Raw genomic sequence first — 21752 nt, 5'->3', positions numbered from 1 at the left:
AATAATGATAAAAAATCTCTCTCAATTAGACCGTCCTATGTTTTTAACCACGATAGGAGTTATCCTACTCGTGACCTTACCTATTTTTATCTTTAGAGAAACCGCAGGCCCGGTTATTACCAATTTATTCAATAGCTTAACCAATAAATTTGGCTGGCTTTATCAATGGTATGCTGTGCTTGCCCTAGGCTTTTTACTGTGGCTGGCATTTAGTCGATATGGCGCAATTAAACTGAGTAGCAAAGACACTGATACTCCCGATTACAGTACATTGACATGGATCACCATGATATTTTGCGCTGGGGTTGGTGCAGGCCTTCTATATTGGGCAGTTATCGAATGGTCTTATTATTTAAAAACACCACCTATGGGTTTGGATCCAGAATCTGCAAAAGCAAAAGAATGGGCAGCGACCTACCCGCTATTTCACTGGGGTGTGAGTGCTTGGGCAATCTATTGTTTACCAGCAATAGCTATCGCTTATCCCTTTTACAAACGCCAAGTTCCTTTTTTACGTCTAAGCACAAGCTGTGGTTATTTCTATACAGAACAACAAGCCAAGCAAGCAGGTGGCACTAAAGGCCGTATTATCGATTTCTTATATATGCTCAGTCTGATTGGCGGTGCCGGTACGTCACTTGGCTTGTCTACGCCCATGATAGCAGCGAACATAGCTGAATTACTTGGTGTTCATCACGATATAATTCTAGAGATTAGCGTTGTATTACTCTGTGTTGCCATTTTTGGTACTAGTGCCTACTTGGGTCTAGATAGAGGCTTCAAAAGTTTGTCGGAATTCAATCTTATTATTACGTTTGCCCTACTCTTTTTCGTGTTAGCCGTCGGCCCTACATTATTCATCTTAAAAACTGGCACCAATAGTATTGGCATCATGGTGCAAAACTTTTTTGCCATGAGTTTTTGGACTGATCCCATAGACAAAGGGAGTTTTGTCGAAAATTGGACCGTATTTTATTGGGCGTGGTGGGTTGCCTATGGACCGTTTGTTGGTTTGTTTGTTACTCGCATATCGAGAGGGCGTACAATAAAACAACTGATATTGGGTATGCTTTGTTTTGGCAGCTTAGGTGCATGGTTGTTTTTCGTTGTTTTCGGCAACTATGCGCTTAATCTGCAACTTTCAGGGATGCTCGATATCAATACAATTATTGCGCAAGCCGGCGAAGCTACAGCCATTACGCAAATATTGCTAGCGTTACCTTTTGGTAAATTTGCCGTGTTTTTGTTTGCTGTCGTATCGATTGTTTTCTTGGTGACAACATATGATTCTGCTTCCTACACATTGGCTTCCGTAACCACAAAGTCATTGCGAGAAGGCGAAAACCCGCAGCGCTGGAACAGGCTATTTTGGGCATGTGCATTGGGTGTGGTACCAATCGCACTCATGTCAGTAGATGGCGGTATAAAAGTAATTTTATCAACGACGATAGTAGTGTCCTTACCGCTGCTTATTGTAGGCGCTTTAATGAGTTATTCCCTCTTGAAAATGATTCAACAGGACAACCCAAAAATAAAACGGTAGAACCAACAATCTATCTACCAGGCCATAGCTAACCTAGCTATGGCCTGATGAAAATTCACCTAGACAACTTGTTCTGTTAAAAAAAACTAAACGATACTTAAAAATATATGATTTGTTTTGTCGGTTAAAACCACCTACTTTTATAACGTATAAAATACTAATAATAATGGTGCCGTATTCGTGCGTTTTTTATTTTTTCCAGTACTAGTTCTCATATTCAGTTTCTCGCAGATGTCATGCCAAACAACCGTCAAAGGGGCCCAAGTAGACGAACAAAACAGCATATATATTCCCGCTCAACATGAGTTAATAGCCGAGCAAGGACGTTGGTTAGATTCGGGCAAAACGGCAAAGCAAATTGGTTGGGCTGGTAGTACCCTAGATATAAAATTTACTGGCTCAAAGCTATTTTTGGAAATAGATACTGGCGATCATTATGAATACTTTAGGCTTGTACTCAATCAACAGTACGTGGGTGAACCATTCAAAGTAAACCCAGGCAAGCAACGCATTTTATTGGTTGAAAATTTACCCAGAAATCGTATTCACCAAGTCACACTTGTCAAAGAAACTTTTTACGGCGACCTATCAACCATTTACGGCTTCTTTATTGAAGGTGGCGATATTCACCCTGCTCCGCAACCTAAATCGAAAACAATTTTTTACTTCGGTGATTCCAACATGGACGGTACGTCACTGTACAGCGAGAAAGACTCAGGTGAATCTGGTGCCTATTACGCTTACCCGCACATGGTTGGTCGAATGTTGAATGCCAATGTACAAGTGCAAGCACTTGGCGGCGCAACATTAGACGAAAATGGTTTTAATAACGTACTTAATTTTATCGATAAAGCTGACAAGTCTACTAACGATGAGCGATATCAGGATGTTGTTCAGCCAGATGTTATTGTGGTTAATTCCGGTGCTAACGATATATATAAAATTGGTAAAAGTGGTGCGTCGTTGCAAGCGGCAATGGAAGAACGGTTTGGCGATGTTGTTGCCAAATTGCGCACTAGATACGGTTCAAAGCCTTATATTGTTTTGTACAACGCATACGGTTGGAACGACAACGAGCCCGCTAATTATACTAAGTCTTTTGTGCAATCGTTGGGTGACGATAGAGTATCAGCATTACATTACCCTTGGATATGGGAACAGTGGCACGGTTCGATGGTAGAACATGGCGGTCAAGCCCGACTAATCGCACAACATATTTCTAAGCTATTTAACGACTTACCTATCATTGCAGACGCGGACGTGTTTAACGGTTTTGGCGAGAATGGAGACGTTGCTAACGGCAGTTTTGAATCTAAAGCGCCTGGCAATTTCAATGCTTTTGGTTGGCGTTATGCCGACGATGGCGTCAAACGTATCAAAGATGGCACCGCCCCTCACGGCGAATACTATATCCAATTGAGCGAAAAACAGGAAGTCCATCAAGGAACGGATGCCACTGGCGATTTTAAGCGCGGTAAATTAACTAAAGATACGCTGGTTGAAGTCATTGTCGATGTTAGAGCAGCAGCGCCTGGATCAGAAGCTGAATTATTTGCTGACGCTGAAGCTCAAGCACTTTATCAACGCAAAAACATAGCGACTTTACCCGTGCAACCCACTAAAGAATGGCAAACCGTTAAACATACATTCTTGATTCCGGCAGGCAGCTGGAAATCCTATTTCGGTTTACGCACCACTCGCGGTATAGTGGATTTTGATAATGTCCGCGTTAGCCAAAAAGAAGAAAAATAAATATGAACATCGAAAGTAATTCCGCTGAACAACACGCCATGCAACAAGCTATACAAGCGATGAAAAATGGCGATCCTGCGCGCGCTGAAAAAATTGCTAGTCTGCAACTTCTATCGACCCCGTCTAGTTTGCCATTGTTACAAGTATTGGGACACGCGCTATCTAGGCAAAAGCGCTACAGCGAAGCGCAAAAACAAGTAGAGTTGCTCATTGGCTTAGCTCCAGATTATGCGCCTGCCTACGAAGATATGGGCAGTTTATTGGCGATGCAAGGACAGTTTGCGCCAGCTGTCACCATGTTCGAAAAAGCGTTGCAACTCCAACCTAACTTAAAGCTGTGCCGGCAAAAACTGGCACAAGCGTTAACAGCCTTGGGTAAGGTTGAGGAAGCGAGTAAACATTTTAGTGAATTAACAGATAGAGATGACACAATAGGCAAAGTAGCTAAAGGTGCAGAGCTTTGGAAAAAAGGTCAACTTGACGAAGCCATGGTAATCCTCCGCGAGGTGTTAGCTGAATTTCCAGACAATGTCGATGCGATGCGTTTTATGGCGCTTTGCCACTTTGATAAAGGCACCAATATGTCTGATGCTGAAGCGTTACTAAGAAGAGCGCTCCAAATAGCGCCAGACTTCAAGCAAGGGCTACATACACTAGGGTCTATTTTGCATGAACAAAGTAAATGGCAAGAGGCTGCAAACACTTATAAAAAGCTGTTAGATATTTCTACAGATGATCACCAAGCGTGGCTTGGTTATGCTAACGCCAAAGCTCATGAGGGTGATACTGAAGCTTCTATAGAAGCGTACCAAAAAGCACTTAAACTAAGACATAATGCTCCCGGTGTTCATATGGCTTATGCACATATGTTAAAAACAGTTGGCGAACAGGCACAAGCCCTAGAAGAATACAGGCTATCGATCGCACAAAAACCTGATTTAGGCGAAGCCTTTTGGAGTATGGCGAACTTAAAAATGTTTTCATTTGAGCCTGATGAAGTGGCGCATATGGAAAATCAACTAGCGTCAGATGATTTATCGGCGCAAGCACGCGTTCACTTTAATTTTTCCTTAGGAAAGGCTTTTGAGGACAAAAAACAATACGAAAAGGCCTGGCATCACTACCACCAGGGTAACCAACAACAACGTCAATTGCTGGATTATGATCCAGTAGAATTTGAACTCAATTTAGATGCGATTAAATCTGTATTCAATGAGCAGTTCGTCGCACAGCATGGTGGCCATGGCCATGACGATCCCGCTCCTATTTTTGTTTTAGGGTTGCCGAGAACAGGTTCCACCCTTGTAGAGCAAATTATCGCAAGCCACAGCCAAGTAGAAGGCACCGCAGAGTTGCCAAATATTGGCGCAATAGCGGCCAGTACGGGAAAATATCGCCGTGACCAAAAAGGTTATCCAGAAGCATTACTGGACGCGAACAAACGCGATTGGGGCGCGTATGGCCGCGAATACATTTCGCAAACAAAACATCATCGTGTGTTAAACAAGCGGTATTTCATCGACAAAATGCCTAACAATTTTATGCACATAGGTTGGATCAAAATGATTCTGCCCAATGCCAAAATTATCAATACTAGGCGCTACCCTATCGATAGCTGTTTGGGCGTGTATAAACAGCTCTTTGCACAAGGTCAGAATTTCTCCTATGACATGTTGGAGCTAGCTGAATACTATAAAAACTATGTCGATATTATGGATCATTGGCATGCACTCTTTCCCGGTGAAATATTGGACGTACATTACGAACAAACAGTCGACGACTTACCAAGTCAAGTCTCACGTATATTGGAGTTTTGCGGCCTTGAATTTGAACAAGGCTGCGTAGAATTTTATAAGAACAAACGTCAAGTAAAAACAGCCAGCTCAGAACAAGTGAGAAAGCCTATCTACAAAAGCGCGCTCAATTTGTCTCAGCAGTATGGCGACGCACTCTCACTTTGGCACCAAGAACTTGCTCCTGTAATTGATAAATTACCTCCTGAAGTCATAAAAATTATAAACAGTTAAGGATATACAATGACGTCTGCGAAAAAGTTTCGCTCAACAGTAATTGCGATCGCTACAAGCTCACTTGTAGCATTAAGTGGCAACACTTTTGCTAACAATGAGTGGAAAAACCCAGAAGTTTTTCGAGTAAACAAAGAGGAAGCACGCAGTTTCTTCTTTTCTACACCTGCAAATGAAGACCCATTCACGCAAACACCTTGGCAATTTGATAATCATAAATTGCTAAACGGCGAATGGACATTCAACTGGGTAAATTCAGTGCGCCGCAAACCTACCGGTTTTGAACAACCAGGTTATGACGACAGTAAATGGTCAACGATTCCCGTCCCAGCAAACTGGGAAGTGGAAGGTTATGGCGACCCATTTTATCACTCTCATCACTGCTTTAAGCCGCAATCCATTTCAGGCGAAATGCCAACGACGTATAACCCTGTTGGTAGTTATAGAAAATCCTTTGAGGTCCCAGAAAGTTGGGATAACAAACAAGTATTTGTCCACTTTGGCGCGGTAAAGTCAGCATTTTATTTATGGGTTAACGGTAAAAAAGTTGGTTATTCTCAAGACTCAAAAACAGCAGCAGAATTTAACCTAACACCTTATCTACAAAAAGGCGAAAACCTATTAGCGATGGAGGTTTACCGCTATTCAGATGGCTCATATTTTGAATGTCAGGATATGTGGCGTTTAAGTGGTATAGAGCGTGATGTGTACCTATACAGCACTGACAATACACACATTCAAGATTTTGGCGCAAAAACATCGCTTGTCGATAATTACAGCAAAGGTAAACTTGAGCTAACAGCGGATATTCGCAATTTAAGCAAGCAATCAAATAGCGGATTAACATTAAACATTGCACTTAAGACGCAAGAAGACCAACCCATTTATAGTGATAGCGTTAAGCTTGGCAGCATTAAAAAACAAAGCACAAAGTCGTTTAACGTATCGAAAGTATTCGACAATGTAATGTTTTGGAGCGCGGAAACACCTAACCTGTATAAGCTTCAGTTAACCCTAACGAATAAGCAAGGTGACGTGATCGAGCAAGTAGGCCGTGAAATAGGCTTCCGTTCAACTGAGCTTAAAAACGGAAACATCTTAGTCAACGGCCAACCCGTGTTGTTTAAAGGCGTAAACCGCCATGAGCATGACCCAATTACAGGCCATGTAGTATCACGTGAGTCGATGGAAAAAGACGTTCAGTTGATGAAGGAGTTTAATATTAACTCTGTTCGCACAGCGCACTACCCTAACGATCCTTACTTCTATTACTTAACAGACAAATATGGTTTGTATGTTATGGATGAGGCGAACATAGAATCTCATGGTATGGGCGCAGCAAATCAGGGCGCTGGCTACAATCCAGACCATCACCTAGTGAATAAGCCAAACTGGAAAGCAGCTTATTTAGATCGTACTAAGAACATGTTTGAACGCAGTAAAAATAACCCGTCAGTTATTATGCGTTCTTTAGGAAACGAATCGGGTGACGGCGCAAACTTGGAATATGTGTATGACTGGTTAAAGGCAGAAAGTGGAGAACCAGTTATTTCCGAGCAAGCACAGCTTCGTCGCCATACAGACGCCTACGGTCAAATGTATGCGCCTATTGAGAATATTGTTCACTTAGCAGAACTTGGCATGGAAAACCGCCCAATTATTCTTATTGAATATGAACACGCAATGGGTAACTCGTTAGGTAACTTCAAAGAGTATTGGGATATCTTTAAAAAGTACCCAATTGCGCAAGGTGGTTTTATTTGGGATTGGGTTGACCAAACCTTCTTAATGGAAACTGAAGACGGTGTGAAGTTTTGGGGCTACGGTGGAGACCTAGAGCCACCCGCAATGGATACATCTAATAGTTTTGCAGCCAATGGCTTAGTGTTTGCTGACCGCACACCCTACCCGTACCTTTGGGAAGTTAAAAAGGTCCATCAAAACATTGATTTCGCACTTTCACAAGATGGTAAATCAATACAAGTGACTAACCAAAACTTCTTTAAAACAATAGACGACCATATTCTTCGTTGGACGATAACTGAAAATGGAAAAGTGGTGGAAACGTCAAGCGATGTTAGTTTAGCGATTGCGCCGCAAACGTCAGCTGATTTTAGCTTCGCGCCTAAAACAACATTTAGAGACGGCGCTGAATACTTTGTTAACATTGAAGTAGTGCTAGCGAGTGCACAGCCAATGCTTGCAAAAGATCACGTTGTTGCTTGGGATCAGGTTGCACTATCAGGGGAGTATATTGTTGCTGCCAAAGAAAGCAAACGAGTTCGTATTAAGAAAAGTGATAGTGCTTTGTCACTAACAGGTGATGATTTCAAGTTGGTGTTTGACCGAAAAACAGGTCAGCTAACTCAATTGTATCAAGACGACTTTCCATTAATGGCCGGTCAAGCACACCCTGAATTTTGGCGCGCACCTATAGACAACGACTTTGATATCGCTAAATACCAAGACAGCTTAAAAACATGGCAGTGGGTAGGTAAAAACGCTACGTTGGACAGCATGACGTATAAGCAACTTAATCGTAATCAAGTACAAGTTCATGTAGAGCAGTCGCTGGGTAGCATAGGAAGCACGTTAAAAACCACTTATGTTGTCAATGGTAATGGTCAAATTGACGTCAATATCTACTTCTACGCTGCGCCGCACCAAAAACAGGGCGAGTTCCCGCGTATCGGTACCTTATTTAGCTTGGACAAATCATTAGACCAAGTTCAATGGTATGGCCGTGGCCCGCACGAAAACTATTGGGATAGAAAAACATCTGCTCACGTTGGCCAATACCAGAGCACCGTAGATGATATGTATGTGCCATATGTAAGGCCTCAAGAAAACGGTTACCGTACAGACGTGAGATATGTCACTTTTAGTAATAAAAACAGTAGTCACAAAGTAACATTTGCTGGTGCACCGCTACTTGGCTTTGGTGCACAGTTTTATTCAACAGATGACTATGACAATTCTAAATGGGAAGCTGCACATCGCGATAGACACCCTCATCAGTTGCCAAGACAAGACAAAATACTGGTCAATATTGATTACAAACAAAGAGGCGTTGGCGGTACAGATTCATGGGGTAGCCCACCACTATTTAAGTACACACTACCGTGGTTAGACTATCACTATAGCTACAAAATTATTGTTGAATAATAAAAGCTATTAAAGGCGCCTAAATGGCGCCTTTTTTAAGGAAATAAAAATGAAAAAGTTCATACTAGGTAGCTTAATGGCGCTGACCGTTTCACCACTAGCAACAGCGACAGAGCGTTTAAGAAGCCAAATGATTGAAATGAGTGACGGTGTTCATTTAGCAACGGATATCTACTATCAAGGCGATTTAACAACGCCTAGACCAACCGTGCTTGTAAGAACCGTATACAATAAAAATGACGCTTTTGTCTGGGATGCGACATGGAAAACATTGGTCGAAAGTGGCTATGCTGTTGTGATTCAGGATATTCGAGGTCGCTATGAGTCAGAAGGTATCTATAAAGTTGGCCATAACAGACGTAATGACGGCGAAGATACGCTTGATTGGATCACAAACCAAGCATGGTCAAATGGCAAAGTGGGCTTAAGTGGCTGCTCTTATTTAGGTGAAACACAGGTTATTTTATCGGCAACGAATCACCCTGCACTAGTTGCTGCGCAACCACAAGCGCCTGCATCTGGATATTACCGCCCAGGGCGCGCATGGCAGTCATTTAGCGGTGGCGTCTTTGAATTAGGGCAAACAGCAGGCTGGTTTGCTGGCAGCGGCTCAAGCGAATTCAATACGCCAGATTTAACAGGTAAAGCTCGAAGTGATTACTTTAACAGTAAAGTAGGTAAAAGCCAGACATTACTTAAAGAGTATCCATTTGAAGAGTACCTAAAAAACATTAATACCTTGCCTATATTAACGCTACTTGAACGTAGTAAAACGCACCCAAATGAATTTCACTTGTGGCGTGGCAGCGAGCCCGATGGTGAATACTTTAGATCAATGGATTTTGTTACCAAAAATGACGCTGTCTCTATACCGCACTTGTTCTTTGATAATTGGTATGACTATGGCGCACGCGAAACGCTCATGATGGCGGAACAATTTAGGAAAACAGGTAAAACTAAAGCAGCCCAGCAACATCAGTATGTAGTTATCGGCCCAGGTACACATTGTAATTTTGCCGAGCAAGACAAAGATGTCAGCGTGGGCGACCGCCCTGTCAGCAACGCGACGTTTGCCTATCAACAAGCGCAATTAGACTGGTTTAATTACTGGTTAAAAGATGAGAAAAATGGAAGTTTAGACCGCCCATTTTTAACATACTTCGTACTTGGTGAGAATAAATGGAAAACTGCTGATCAATGGCCGCTAGCCAATACGGACTATCAAAAGTGGTATTTGACCAACCAAAGCAATGCCAATAGCAAAAATGGCGGTGGCTTATTGCAAGTAGCTCCACCTAACACTGAAAAGCTTGATAGTTTTGTATATAACCCTGCAAACCCAGTACCTTCTTTAGGTGGACATACCTGCTGCACAGGCACGGACACTGAAGCTGGTGGCTACGACCAATCAGCAATTGAACAAAGAGAAGATGTGCTTGTTTATACCAGTGCAACGCTGCAGCAAGGCATAGAAGTGACAGGCGAAATTAAGGCCAAACTTTTTGTGCGAAGCTCTGCACGCGATACAGACTTTATGGTGAAACTCGTTGACGTATACCCTGATGGTAGTGCCTATAACGTGCAAGAAGGTGCAATTAGAATGCGCTACAAAGATTCCTTACGCAAAGCTACGTTAATAAAACTTGGCAAAGTTTATGAAGTGGAGATAGACCTGAATGCGAGCAGTAATTACTTTGCAAAGGGACATAAAATTAGAATTGAAATTACAAGCTCTAACTTCCCTCGCCTTGAACGCAACTTAAACACAGGCGAAAACAACGCGCTTGGTACAAAATTCATCAAAGCGAATAACGAGGTGTTACACGGTGGTAAGTACTTGTCATACATCCAATTACCTGTAATTCCTAGATAGTGGAATAGATAGCAAATAAAAAACGGCACTCTAGTGCCGTTTTTTATAGCTATCAATGCTTAGTTTTCACTCATTCGCACATTATCAAACTCTACAGTACCGCTGTTTGAACCTAGTGAAATATAGGTTTTCCAGGTACCATTAGGCGCCGTAAACGTTGCTACATACTCTTTCCACTGGCCTTCAACAGCGAAAACTTCTGTTTCTTTATCGCCACGATTGTATAGACCCTGACCTTCGTAATCAGCACTAATTGTTGCTGTGCCATTACCATTTTTCGCTCTGATCATTGCACGCACAACATATGTTTGATTACCAGATGTTGCGCCACGCTCAAAGTCACCCGTTGCATCAGTACCTTGATGCACTTCTTCACCGGCATCTAATGCGATGTAGTACTCACCGTCTGCAGCTTGATTTGCATTTCGAATGCGCTCCACGCCATCGGCTACATAACGCCAACCAAAAGCGTTAAAGCCGTTCTTAGCTTGTTCTTCAAAGCTACCATTGGCTACGTTAAAGTTACGACCAAAGCCATCAAATACTTCAGCGTCTTGGACAATATTGAAACCAATATTTAAATTGGCTATATGCTGCGCCAATAAACGGGCTTGACCGGCTTGTTCTACCATAGAGCCATGCCATTGTTCCCACATCCAAGGGTAATGCACTGCCGAGATATTACCGCCTATTTCAGCTGCTAATGCATGCGTGTAATTAGCAGGCTCTTCGCTATCCCAACCATAGCCATTGTGCAACACAATATGCGTACTGTTACCGTATACTTGGCGAAGAGAATTAACCACTTGCTTAAAACGATTTTTCATCTTATTCGTTTTACGCTTTCCCTTAACTGAACTTATGTCATTGGCACCAGCATTAACAACAATCACATGCGGGTTAAAACCATCACGATAGTTACTGTTTTGCGTGTAATAATCTTCAGAGAAAATAAAGTTGGCTACAGTGTTGTCGCCATTTCCGGTTAATGTCGCACCGCCGATCGCTTGCAAGTTCATTTCTGCGCCTAACATGCGCGTTACTGTTGCTGGGTAACCATAGTAGGTACCAGACTCTTTAGACAGGGTTTCATTACCTACTTGGTCTTTTTCACTATATAGCGAGGTTCCATCCATGTTTGAGTCACCAAAGAAGCTAATACGCATATTTGGACGAGCAGGCAGGCTATGTAGTTGTCCGTTTGGAATGGTTAAACCATAAATAGTTAAATTGCTACCATAAAAAGTTTCTTTCATAAAAGTAACTGTATGTGGCTCAGTTGTACTTAAACCAGAAACGATTTGAACTTGTTTTCTGCCTTTATTTATACGAATAGGTGCATTTTGAGGTACGCCATCTACTATCACTTGAAAGTAATCGTAGGTATCACCGGTGTCCAAATCAAGGGTAAGTGACGAGCCAGTGAACTTCACCGTCATGGTACTTCCTTGCCACCCGACCCATGGTCTTGCTGGGTTATCAAAATTCCAGCGTCCCGTGTAGCGAATTTCCGAACTCGCAGGTGAAAATGTCTGTCCTAACGAACTAAACGACGCGCCCAAAAGCAACGCCGCAGACACTAGTTGTAAATAGGTTTTTTTCATTATGATTGTACCTTTTTATTATTCTTCATACTGTGTAGTGAAACTACATATTGAGCGTAGAAGAGCTAGGTACAATGCACAAACACAAATAACTCAACCTGTGTTGAACAAATATAAGGGGCTTAAAATCAATATATTACAGATTTTTTACCCATGTAGAAAACAATGCGAGCCAAGTATCGGTTCCATCTTCTTTTCGGCCTAAACCATATCCATGTCCACCTTTCTGATAAAGGTGCATTTCTACAGGTACTTGATGTGTAAACAACTGCTCTGCATATTCAGTTGATTCTTTCACATGACAGACATCATCATCATAAGAATGTACTAGAAACGCTGGAGGTGTCGCTTTGTTAACTTGTGCTAACAATGTATTTTGTTTAACTTCTTGTGGCGTCATAGGCCTAAAATAAAGCGCCTTTTCTAACCAATCCTGGTTTTCCTTTGTCAACCTGCTTACACCGTAAATTAGTGCGGAAAAATCCGGTCTTTCGCTTTGGTGTTCTGTAGGCCATACGCTAGCTACAGTCGCCAAATGGCTACCTGCCGAAAAACCCATCACACCAATTTTATCTGGGTTTACGTCGTATTTATCCGCCATTTGATGCAGCATAGACAACGCCTGTCTTGCATCCGTTATCGGCGCTAATTCTGGTTTATATGAAGTCTTTGGATTAGGAATGCGGTATTTTAAAACAGCGGCATTTATGCCTTGTTTATTAAGTGCTAAAGCAACATCTTGCCCTTCGTGATAGATAGCTTCCAAGCTATAACCGCCGCCAGGCATAATGAGCACCATAATGCCCGAGTTACGTTCAGCCTGATACACAGTTAACGTGGGATCAGTGACCTTGTAAACGACCTTCGTTCCCCACGCGACGCCTTCATACTCGTTAACGTTGTGAGGCTTTTCGTGCGGTATATCACCTGTTTGCCACAATTTGTATTGATCTGCAGCATATACCGGAAGCTGCACAGACAAGATAAAAATCACGCCAAAGATAAGGCGACGACTGTCTAGTAAGGCCATATTTCTAATCCATGAATGGCATGTCGAACATCTTTTGTTAATGTAACTGTCATCCCGGTAATTTTTTGATTCAAGTCGTGCAACGCGATTGTTGAAGGAGAGCTACCGGCAATAATAATATCGCCATCGAGCATACATAAGCCTCGGCCAAAACCAGCTCTTGCTACTTGCGTTGCATCGAGATCTGTTGCTGTAAGGTCTGCCAAATCAAACTGTGGTACCGCAAAACTTACGTCTTCCTCTTCGTTACGTGAGATATAACGCACGGCATTTGCTTTAGTGTCGTTAAACAACACGCCGTTTTTAAACGGCTGAGCATTGTGCGTTCCAGCAGGCAAGGTCACACTCATATTGACTTCTTTACCACTAAAATGCAGTAAGCCTCCTGTATTTAAGCCACTAATGTACATACCATTTTTATTACAATGCACATTATTAATATGCAATTTATTGAGTAACATTGGCCCTTTATCACCTAATGGATCAAAACTAACAGGGGCAAATTGATGACCATTTGTCTTGATATGTAGTGCCCAATGAAATGCCTGTTTTGTTAAGTCAAAGGCCAAAATACTGTCAAAGCCGGTAGAGGTTATAAATAGGCTACCCTGATAGACACAAATTTCATGGCAATGCTTTAAGAAAGGATTCTTCCAACTGTTGATCAGCTTGAAGTCTGGGTCATAGGCAAACAGTTCATCACTGGCAACAACGTAAAGCGTATCATTGTGAATCGCCATACCTCGCAGACCACGGTCCCAGCCTCGACCTTGCCAATCAATGTCAATTTTATTCCAATCCAATTTTTGATTAACCGCTTGGTTTTCGAGATCAATTAAAAACAAACCACCGTGGCTATGTCCCTGTTCTGAGCCACGTACTACAGAAGTTGCTATTATTTTTGTCATTATTACTGCTCTTTTTGCTTGTCTGCGTTTAGCTAAGTAAACTACTAGAGTGCATAGCACAAACGAATATGTCCAGCTAAAAGTAAGCTAAAACAGACTAAATCATCGACATGTTGCACATAAAAAAAACGATGGCCGGCAATCAATTTGCTCGACTGCGGGCCATCTACCTTGGGAGTTAAGATTAGAAGTGATACTTAAACGTTACGCCAATTTCCCTTGGCCTAATGTAGTTAGGCATATATTGATATCTGTTATCATTTAATGTGCCTATGTCGTTCAAGTATTGCAGCGTAAAAGCATTGCCGGAATCAATCCAGCTAGCGCCGCGTTCATCCCAAACATTCCATACACTGAAAGTGACTTCCCAGCTGTTATCTATCCATGCGCCAATCTGGAAACTTGCATTTTGGTATGCCTCTAGCACAAGTGGATCTTGTCCTTCAGCTGCAAGCTGTGCACTACCCCAATCTTGATATTGTTCACCGTAATAGTTGTGATCATATCGCGTCCACCAATTTGCCCCTAAGAATTCTCCTGGGAAAGTATATTCGAGGCCAATCCACGCCTTCTCACTTGGTGCTATCGCGAGTTCTTGACCTTTGGTGGCAATGCGCCAATCATCGGGTCCTTGAGGATCAATACCAGCATCCGGTACCACTTCACTAAACCATACATCTTCTTTCGCTTCAGTATTGTTTTTAAACATCGTTAAATCGATTTTGAAGTTGTCTGTTACCTGCGCGGTAAAAGAAATCTCAGTACCCAAGGTTTCTACATCGCCAGTATTGGCATGACCTCGAGAGTTCGGCAGGTTTGGATCCCACACTTCTCGCTGCATGTCTTCCCAAGACATATAGTAAACCGCCATATTGAAACGAATTTTGTTGTCTAACCAGGTACTCTTAAGACCCGTTTCATAGTTAAACAATTTGTCCGGTTCGTATCTGTCAGGAAGAACAGAAGCTGGTCTCGTATTATTATCTCCACCTAGCCTAAAGCCCTCACTGTATGTGAAATAAACCATACGGTCGTCGTCGACATTGTATTTCAAGCTAAACTTCTTAACTACGTCGCTATCACTGCCTTTGTAATAATCGACGCCACCTGTATCAAAGTTGCCCCACGGCACGCCTTCTGGCCAGTAACTAATTTCTGTGCGCTCTCGTTCGTACTTAAACCAACGGACACCGACACCAACAGACAGTTTTTCCGTTAGACTGTAATCAATTTCACCAAACACAGCCGTTTGGTCAGTTTGACGTTCAAAGTCTTCACCAAAATAGTTATCTGTATCTGGAATTGGATATACGTTGGGTACGTTGTAGTAATTTTGAACGGTGTATGCCCAGTAGTTCAACGCTGTCCAGGCCGGCGTTGATGTTAAGTTAGGCACTTGCCAATACCAATCCCATGCATCGAACGTTGTTTCGTAAAACGCACCCACAAGCCACTGTAAATCATTTTCACCTTTTGAAGCTAATCGAAGCTCATGCGTTGTTCGGCGACCTATTTGATCGTTGATGGTTGTACCAAAGTTATAGGCAAGATCATACGCTGCGCCGTTATACACGGATGTATATGCTGTACGCAGTTGGTCACTTACCATAGCATCAAATTCGTAAAAGATTTCACGCTCTAAGTGCGACGTTGTATAAGTCACCACACCAAAGCCTAAATCACCTGTAATGGTTAATGCAGTTGCCCACCAATCATCTTCACGCACGTCTTCATGAAAGCGGACAATTTGCAATTCATCTAACGCTGCATCTGATTTCCAATCACCCGTAGTTTTTGAACTTTGGTTCAAATAGGTTGCTTGCACATCCCAATCGTCGTTCACCTGCCAAAGAGCAATAATACGACCACCATCAATACCCCAGGTGTTAAAATCATCACGTGCTACATCTTCGTTAGTTCGGCCCAAAAACAAATCTTCACCAACGACATTGTCAATGTAGCCGCCTTCTTCTACCGTAAATCCGGCAACACGAATCGCAAATACATCTTCAATAATAGGAATGTTTATATGGCCTTCAAGACGGTGACTAGAGTCGCCTTCTTGAACCTGTGAGTACTCAGCCTCAATAGCACCAAAAATACCACCGTCTACTTCCGGCTTATTGGTGATAATGCGCAATGCACCTGACTGTGAGCTTGAGCCCATAATCGTGCCTTGCGGCCCTGGCAGCGCTTCTACGCGCTGAATATCCACCATGCGAGGGTCAACTTGTTGCGCCGCCGACGTCATTGGAATGTCGTCTAAATACACGGCTGTAGAAGAATCGGTTCGCCATTCTTGACTACCCGTACTAATCCCCCTAAACACCACTTCATTTCGACCAGGTGTTGTGCTGACAAATGACAAGCTAGGAATTGCCTTGGCATAATCTTCAAAGCTATTTACACCCATTCTTTCAAGTTGATCGCCGTCAAGTGCCATAACACTTTGAGCGACATCTTGCATATCTTGTTCACGTTTGTTTGCTGTTACAGTGATTCGCTCAACGCCAGAAGAGCCTTCTTCTTCTGGCTGCTGCTCTGCAGCATTTTCTGCTTCTTGTGCCTCTACTTCTGCTGCTTGTTGTTCTTGTGCGAATGCATGGACGGGAGTCATAGACGCCATTGTCGCTAATCCAATTGCCGTCGCAATTGGACTCAAACGCCAATTTCGTTTGCTCTTCATATCGCTCTCCAATAGTTATTTTTATTTTATTTGGATGCTTGTGCCCGATGTTCGAACGATGGGCACTCTACATCTCTCATACCATAGTTACGAAGTGTTAACAAAAGATAAAGTGACAATTTCTCACTGACTGTTGAGAAAATCTAATTTAATTCTAGTCACTAGATTTTTTAACATAATCGCCATAGGATGAGAAAAAACAATAAATGAACGGTACAAAACATGAACTTTTCAGGGACACTAAAAAACTTAGGAGAGATAGACATATCTCAACTGAAAGAAGTGATTGAACAATGCTCTGAACAGGAGTGGCAAGAAAATCTGTTAAGGCAACAACAGTTTGAAGTACATTATCAAACGCAATCACTGTTACTGCTTTTTTGTGATCTCGACGCTTGGCCAAATGTTAGAATTAATAAAGAACATGCCTGGGATAAATACGCGCATTTAGCTAAGCCTATAATGGATGAAGTACTTAGCAAACACTACCCTGCCGGCGGCACGATATTACGTTGCGTACTTGCAAGGCTTGATCAAGGCGGGATTATAAAACCACATGTCGACGCACATCCTTCTTTTGCTATCGGACACCGCATTCACGTGCCGATAACAACCAATGATAAAGTGAGATTTACGATAGATGGTAAACCTCACCACTTAAATGTGGGCAATGTTTTTGAAGTAAACAATTTAAAAAAACATAGTGTAATGAACAAGGGAAACTCTGCACGCGTGACCCTTATCTTCGACTATATCCCACCTGAAAATATGAGTAGCATCAATCTTATCGACTAATATCGCTTACCAAGAGGTTTCAAATTTCAAACCTATGATAGGTACAGCTTCGCCCTCTTCTACTTCAATGCTGCCCGTTCTCGGGTTAAAATCAGCAATACCGTTTGAAGAAGTACCGAGCAAGTTTACGATATCGACAAATGCGATAACCAATACTGGCCCTATGTTGTTCTGGTAATCAACACGAACATTTAACTGGTGAAAATTATCGTTTCTTAAATCGTTACGACCAAAATATTCTTGAGAAAACCTCAGCGGTTCATTTGGCGCTAAGACGTCACTATAGATAGTATAAGAATCTGTTGGATTACCCGTTAAATACTTCCATCTCGCACCTACTTTCCAGTGTTCGTTTATATCCCACTGAGCACCCAGTGTGATGACATGTGGACGATTAAAGTCAGCATCGTATTCACCAACGCCGTCGTTATCGTCCCTAGTTCCGTTGTTATATGAGTAAGTCGCATTTAACGTCCAACCCGCGAGTAAATATCTTGTTAGTACGGCATCAAAGCCATAGCCTTCCCCTGTACCGGCATTGGTTAACGCATTTTCATTACGCGTATCACCCACCACTAAGTCGCTAAGATCTTGGTAGTAAAATTCGCCCAAAACATTCCAGTTGTCGGCAAAATCGTAGTTACCTCCAAGGCTCACATGAGTGATTTTTTCATATTGCAGTGGCTCACCAGCTAAGGCAAAGGTTTGATCAAGGAATCGCGGTGCTTGATAATAAACACCCGCATTAGCGCTAAAACGTAAATCATCAGAAAACAGCCAATTTGCACCTACGCGTGGCGAATACATGTGCTGGTCAGAGAGCTCATCGTATTCATAACGAACGCCTATGTTAAATGACCAAGCATCTAACTCAAACAACTGGTCTGCAAACAATGCTGCTCTTGTTGTATCGACATCATAGGCAGCATTCATTTCATCAGGTGTTAACACAATATAACGCTGTGTGGGATCCGGTCTAAAGTCGTCAACGCTATAAATGAATTGCAACCAATCTTCGGTCAGTGTTTGGCCAAATGATAAATCTATGCGGCTTAGTTCGACACCCGAAGTGAACGTGCCCCAATCGTTAAAATACTGAAAATCTAAGCGTAAACCGAATTCTTCTTCTACTTCGCTAAGCGTTAACAGGCCTTCACGAACAGGAATATCTTCTATTGGCGTTTCAGGCGGTACTAAATCAGGATAAGCTTCCCCTTCAACACTGAGTTTATCGCTCGTTCTGTAGTATACGTTTGTTGATACCTCGCTTTTTTCGCCAATAAAACTTGCCCATGTTAAACCGTACAGCGCGCTATCTTGTGTAGCACTGGTAATAGCTACATCCTGAAACTCTTCTGATTCCAATACATTTTCAATATCGCGATCATAATCTTCAGGCGTATAAAGCGCTAAAAACGACAGCTTATTGTTGTCATCAATTTGAGTCACCGTCTTTAAAATAACGTCGGTTAATACCGGCGTACCTATGTCATTTTCACCAATAATGTCGAACAGTCGGCCAAAATCTAATTGACGAGCATTGAACAAAACGGTGGTATCCTTGTGTATGCCACTCGGCCCCTCATAACCTACTTCTACGCCGGCAATATCAACGCGTAAACTTGCTGTCGGTGAACTTTTACCTTCAGCGACATTAAGCTGCAGAAGCGAGCCTGATTTACCACCATAAGCGGCATTCCAACCACCTGGCGAAAACTCTGCGCCGGCAATCAAATTTGGTGCAAAAATTGAAAATCGACCGCCGCCGCCAACATCCTCTAATTCCCCTATTGAAGCGTCAAAGTGCACCACTTTGTCAAATGGCATATTGTCGACATAAATGAGATTGTCTCTTGGGCCTCGGCCGCGCACAGTAAAACTGGCAAATTCACCTGTCGACGTTAAGCCCGGCATGCCATCTAGGGCTCGTAAAATATCACTACCACCACCGACAGCACTGCGAAGCTGCTCTCTATTCATGTAAGAATTTGATACCGCACCTTCAGTTTGGTAGCTACGATTATTACCAAATACGGAAACCACTTCGATGTCATCAGTGGGTATCAATCTCACTTGATAGGTGGTCACTTTATTTGGGCTAACACGAATGTTGCTTTCAATGGCGCTAACATAGCCATCGCTGTTCACGCTAAGTTGATACAAGCCTGTCAAAATATCGGTAAATGTCGCGTTGCCTAACTCATTAGTTGCGCGTTTTATCTCATCGTTTTGTTCCAACGATAAACTAACTGAGGCATTTTTTAGGGGGCGATTTGTTTTGGCATCTGTCACTTCAATAACGATACCACCAGAGGTTTCTTCTGCATGGGTTGAGAATGATGTCATGAGCATCAAAATGCATATGCTAAGCAGGTGTTTGACCCAGGAGGACGCCATCTATTAATTCCTTTGTAAGCGTTTAGATGCGTTTGTAAATAAGTATAAACGCATAAATTTCAGTTAGTTCTTATACGCACTCAGCAATATTTACGATCAATGTTATTGCCGTGTGCGTACGTTGCTCATTTAATTATGTATTCCCTAAGGCGCTTTAAAGTTTATACCCTGACGCGATAGAAAGTTAAGCTGGGCATCTAAACGCTCCACATAACTTTGCCAATCCCTTTGTGATTGTTGCGTCCATGCCACCTCGGCTAAGCCTATCAAACGCGGGAACATCATATATTGAGCATCTGACATTGAATCAATGGTCTCTGTCCAAAGCGCAGCTTCAACCCCATACACGGCATCAGGGTTAAGGCCAGGTATGATCGCCTGTGGGTCCCATTGATAAGAATTTTGAATACTGTTTAGTCCTGCCCAATCTTGTCCTAATGTTTCGTTTTCATCATATTTAATATCTAAATAGGCTTTATTTGCGTGTGACATAATGATTCGACTACCACGACTTGCCATGTTAAGCGTGGTTTCACAGCAGGACGTTTCCGTAGTCCAATGCTGCCCCAGCGTATTCGCACTTAATCCGTGAACACTACCTAGGTCATCGGTCCAACCTATCATGGTCTTGCCATGTGAATTTACAATCTGCTCGGCTCGAAGCATAAAGGTGGTATAGTCTTCATGGGCAACCCAGTCGGGCGTTTCATCACCGCCGATATGGATAAAATCACCCGTTGTACGAGCAGCTACAGCCTTTACCACATCATCAAAAAACTGATAAGTCGCTTCATTTTTAAAGCACAACGAGCTAATTTTTACCTTTATCCCAGTATAAGGCCACTCTGGCGCATCACCATCGCAATAAAGCTCATCGGGATAAGATGCTTGCGCGGCTCGAACATGGCCCGGTACGTCAATCTCAGGAATAATGGTAACAAAACGCGAATCGGCGTAATGCACAAGTTCCTCATAGTCTTCTAATGTATAAAAGCAGTTCTTGCAGCTTGTCTGTCCTACCGCAGCATTGCTACCAATTTCTGTAAGCTTTGGCCAACTTGGAATATCGATACGCCACCCTTGATCATCAGTTAAATGCAAATGAAGTACGTTAAATTTATACATAGCCAGATAGTCAATTACCTGCTTCACTTCTTCCACTGTAAAAAACTGCCGAGAGACATCTAACATAAAACCACGATGGGCAAACCTTGGGTGATCACTAATGGAAACTGCAGGTAGCATTACATTACTGCCCTGCTTTAACGGCGCATCGCTGTGAAAGGAAGTATGTTCTAAAAATAATTGCTTAAACGTTTGGACGCCCCAATAAACGCCTTTGGCGCTGCCACCAACGATCACTACGCCTTGTGAATTAGCCGACAGCTTATATGCTTCCACCCCTCCACTTAAATCGCTATCTATCGACAATACCAACGCACCTGCCAAATCACTTAATGAACTAGCGCTACTTTTTTTAATGTTTAGTGGCTGATTAGTTAGTGGCGTCACTATATCGCTAACCTGCGTTGCAATGTCGGTCAGCTGCTCATCTGCAACGTATATAGTAGAGATGTTAGCAAGCGCCAATGTTCCCTCTTGTTTCATAACGCTAACTGGGAGTGGCATAACATGAATGGCTTTATCTACTTGCTTAGCTTCATTTTGTGTATCTTGCTGACTGCAAGCTGTAAGCAATGTCAAACAGCTTAAAAACAAGGTTAGGTGAGTTACAACTCTTAGCATAGTGTTTCTCGTTTATTGTATGGCTGAATTAATTTATTGTTGTTGTGTGCGCTTTATCATATTTCTCGCATTCACTAGCCTAGCACAACTATCTGTATACCAATGAAACATTTAACTTTTTTATATGTTCCTTCAACGTACGTTTAACCCCGTTGATAGTATTTTTAAAGCTAAGCTCACGTTTTAAGATACACTTAGGCAAATACTATTAATCCAAGCAACAAGT

Annotated in this window: 12 protein-coding genes; 6 read left to right on the top strand and 6 right to left on the bottom strand. The window is 42.4% G+C overall.

What is annotated here, in order from left to right:
* Positions 1 to 4: 4 nt before the first annotated feature.
* The 5 genes from QUD85_RS06605 to QUD85_RS06585 all read left to right on the top strand — a co-directional run bounded on the left by QUD85_RS06605 (position 5) and on the right by QUD85_RS06585 (position 10360).
* A complete protein-coding gene (locus QUD85_RS06605; protein WP_093329064.1) occupies positions 5 to 1543 on the top strand; it encodes a BCCT family transporter in 1539 nt (512 codons plus the stop codon).
* A gap of 231 nt (positions 1544 to 1774) precedes the next feature.
* Entirely contained in the window at positions 1775 to 3295 is a 1521-nt protein-coding gene (locus QUD85_RS06600) for a GDSL-type esterase/lipase family protein (RefSeq protein WP_093329065.1), read from the top strand.
* A 2-nt stretch (positions 3296 to 3297) separates the two neighbouring features.
* Complete coding sequence (locus QUD85_RS06595; RefSeq protein WP_093329066.1) at positions 3298 to 5322, top strand: tetratricopeptide repeat-containing sulfotransferase family protein; 2025 nt, start codon at positions 3298 to 3300, stop codon at positions 5320 to 5322.
* Between the two features lie 9 nt (positions 5323 to 5331).
* On the top strand, positions 5332 to 8487 hold the full coding sequence (locus QUD85_RS06590; RefSeq protein WP_093329068.1) for a glycoside hydrolase family 2 TIM barrel-domain containing protein: 3156 nt from the start codon (positions 5332 to 5334) through the stop codon (positions 8485 to 8487).
* A gap of 49 nt (positions 8488 to 8536) precedes the next feature.
* Positions 8537 to 10360 (top strand): CocE/NonD family hydrolase, encoded by a 1824-nt coding sequence (locus QUD85_RS06585; RefSeq protein WP_093329069.1) that lies wholly within the window; start codon positions 8537 to 8539, stop codon positions 10358 to 10360.
* A gap of 59 nt (positions 10361 to 10419) precedes the next feature.
* Here QUD85_RS06585 and QUD85_RS06580 read toward each other — a convergent pair whose 3' ends face one another.
* The 4 genes from QUD85_RS06580 to QUD85_RS06565 all read right to left on the bottom strand — a co-directional run bounded on the left by QUD85_RS06580 (position 10420) and on the right by QUD85_RS06565 (position 16588).
* Positions 10420 to 11964 carry a GDSL-type esterase/lipase family protein gene (locus QUD85_RS06580; RefSeq protein ID WP_093329070.1) on the bottom strand — a complete coding sequence of 515 codons (1545 nt, stop codon included), beginning with the start codon at positions 11962 to 11964 and terminating at the stop codon, positions 10420 to 10422.
* Between the two features lie 136 nt (positions 11965 to 12100).
* Positions 12101 to 12994, bottom strand: coding sequence for an alpha/beta hydrolase (locus QUD85_RS06575; RefSeq protein WP_093329072.1), 894 nt, complete (start codon positions 12992 to 12994; stop codon positions 12101 to 12103).
* Positions 12982 to 13902 carry a hypothetical protein gene (locus tag QUD85_RS06570; RefSeq protein ID WP_093329073.1) on the bottom strand — a complete coding sequence of 307 codons (921 nt, stop codon included), beginning with the start codon at positions 13900 to 13902 and terminating at the stop codon, positions 12982 to 12984. The genes QUD85_RS06575 and QUD85_RS06570 overlap by 13 nt, the downstream gene beginning before the upstream one ends.
* A 184-nt stretch (positions 13903 to 14086) precedes the next feature.
* On the bottom strand, positions 14087 to 16588 hold the full coding sequence (locus QUD85_RS06565; RefSeq protein ID WP_093329075.1) for a TonB-dependent receptor: 2502 nt from the start codon (positions 16586 to 16588) through the stop codon (positions 14087 to 14089).
* Between the two features lie 222 nt (positions 16589 to 16810).
* On the opposite strand from QUD85_RS06565, the gene QUD85_RS06560 reads away from it, so the two are divergent.
* A complete protein-coding gene (locus tag QUD85_RS06560) occupies positions 16811 to 17383 on the top strand; it encodes an aspartyl/asparaginyl beta-hydroxylase domain-containing protein (protein ID WP_093329076.1) in 573 nt (190 codons plus the stop codon).
* Positions 17384 to 17389: 6 nt separating this feature from the next.
* On the opposite strand, the gene QUD85_RS06555 is transcribed toward QUD85_RS06560, so the two are convergent.
* Together QUD85_RS06555 and QUD85_RS06550 are read right to left on the bottom strand one after the other, a co-directional pair.
* Complete coding sequence (locus tag QUD85_RS06555; protein WP_177168877.1) at positions 17390 to 19729, bottom strand: TonB-dependent receptor; 2340 nt, start codon at positions 19727 to 19729, stop codon at positions 17390 to 17392.
* Positions 19730 to 19924: 195 nt separating this feature from the next.
* The gene (locus QUD85_RS06550; RefSeq protein ID WP_093329079.1) at positions 19925 to 21526 is read right to left on the bottom strand and encodes a beta-N-acetylhexosaminidase; all 1602 of its coding nucleotides are present in this window, start codon (positions 21524 to 21526) and stop codon (positions 19925 to 19927) included.
* Positions 21527 to 21752: the final 226 nt, after the last annotated feature.

The sequence above is a fragment of the Thalassotalea agarivorans genome, from assembly GCF_030295955.1.
Lineage (GTDB): Bacteria > Pseudomonadota > Gammaproteobacteria > Enterobacterales > Alteromonadaceae > Thalassotalea_D > Thalassotalea_D agarivorans.
The sequence above is the reverse complement of the archived record's forward strand: the minus strand, read 5'-3'. Positions and strand labels throughout refer to the sequence as shown.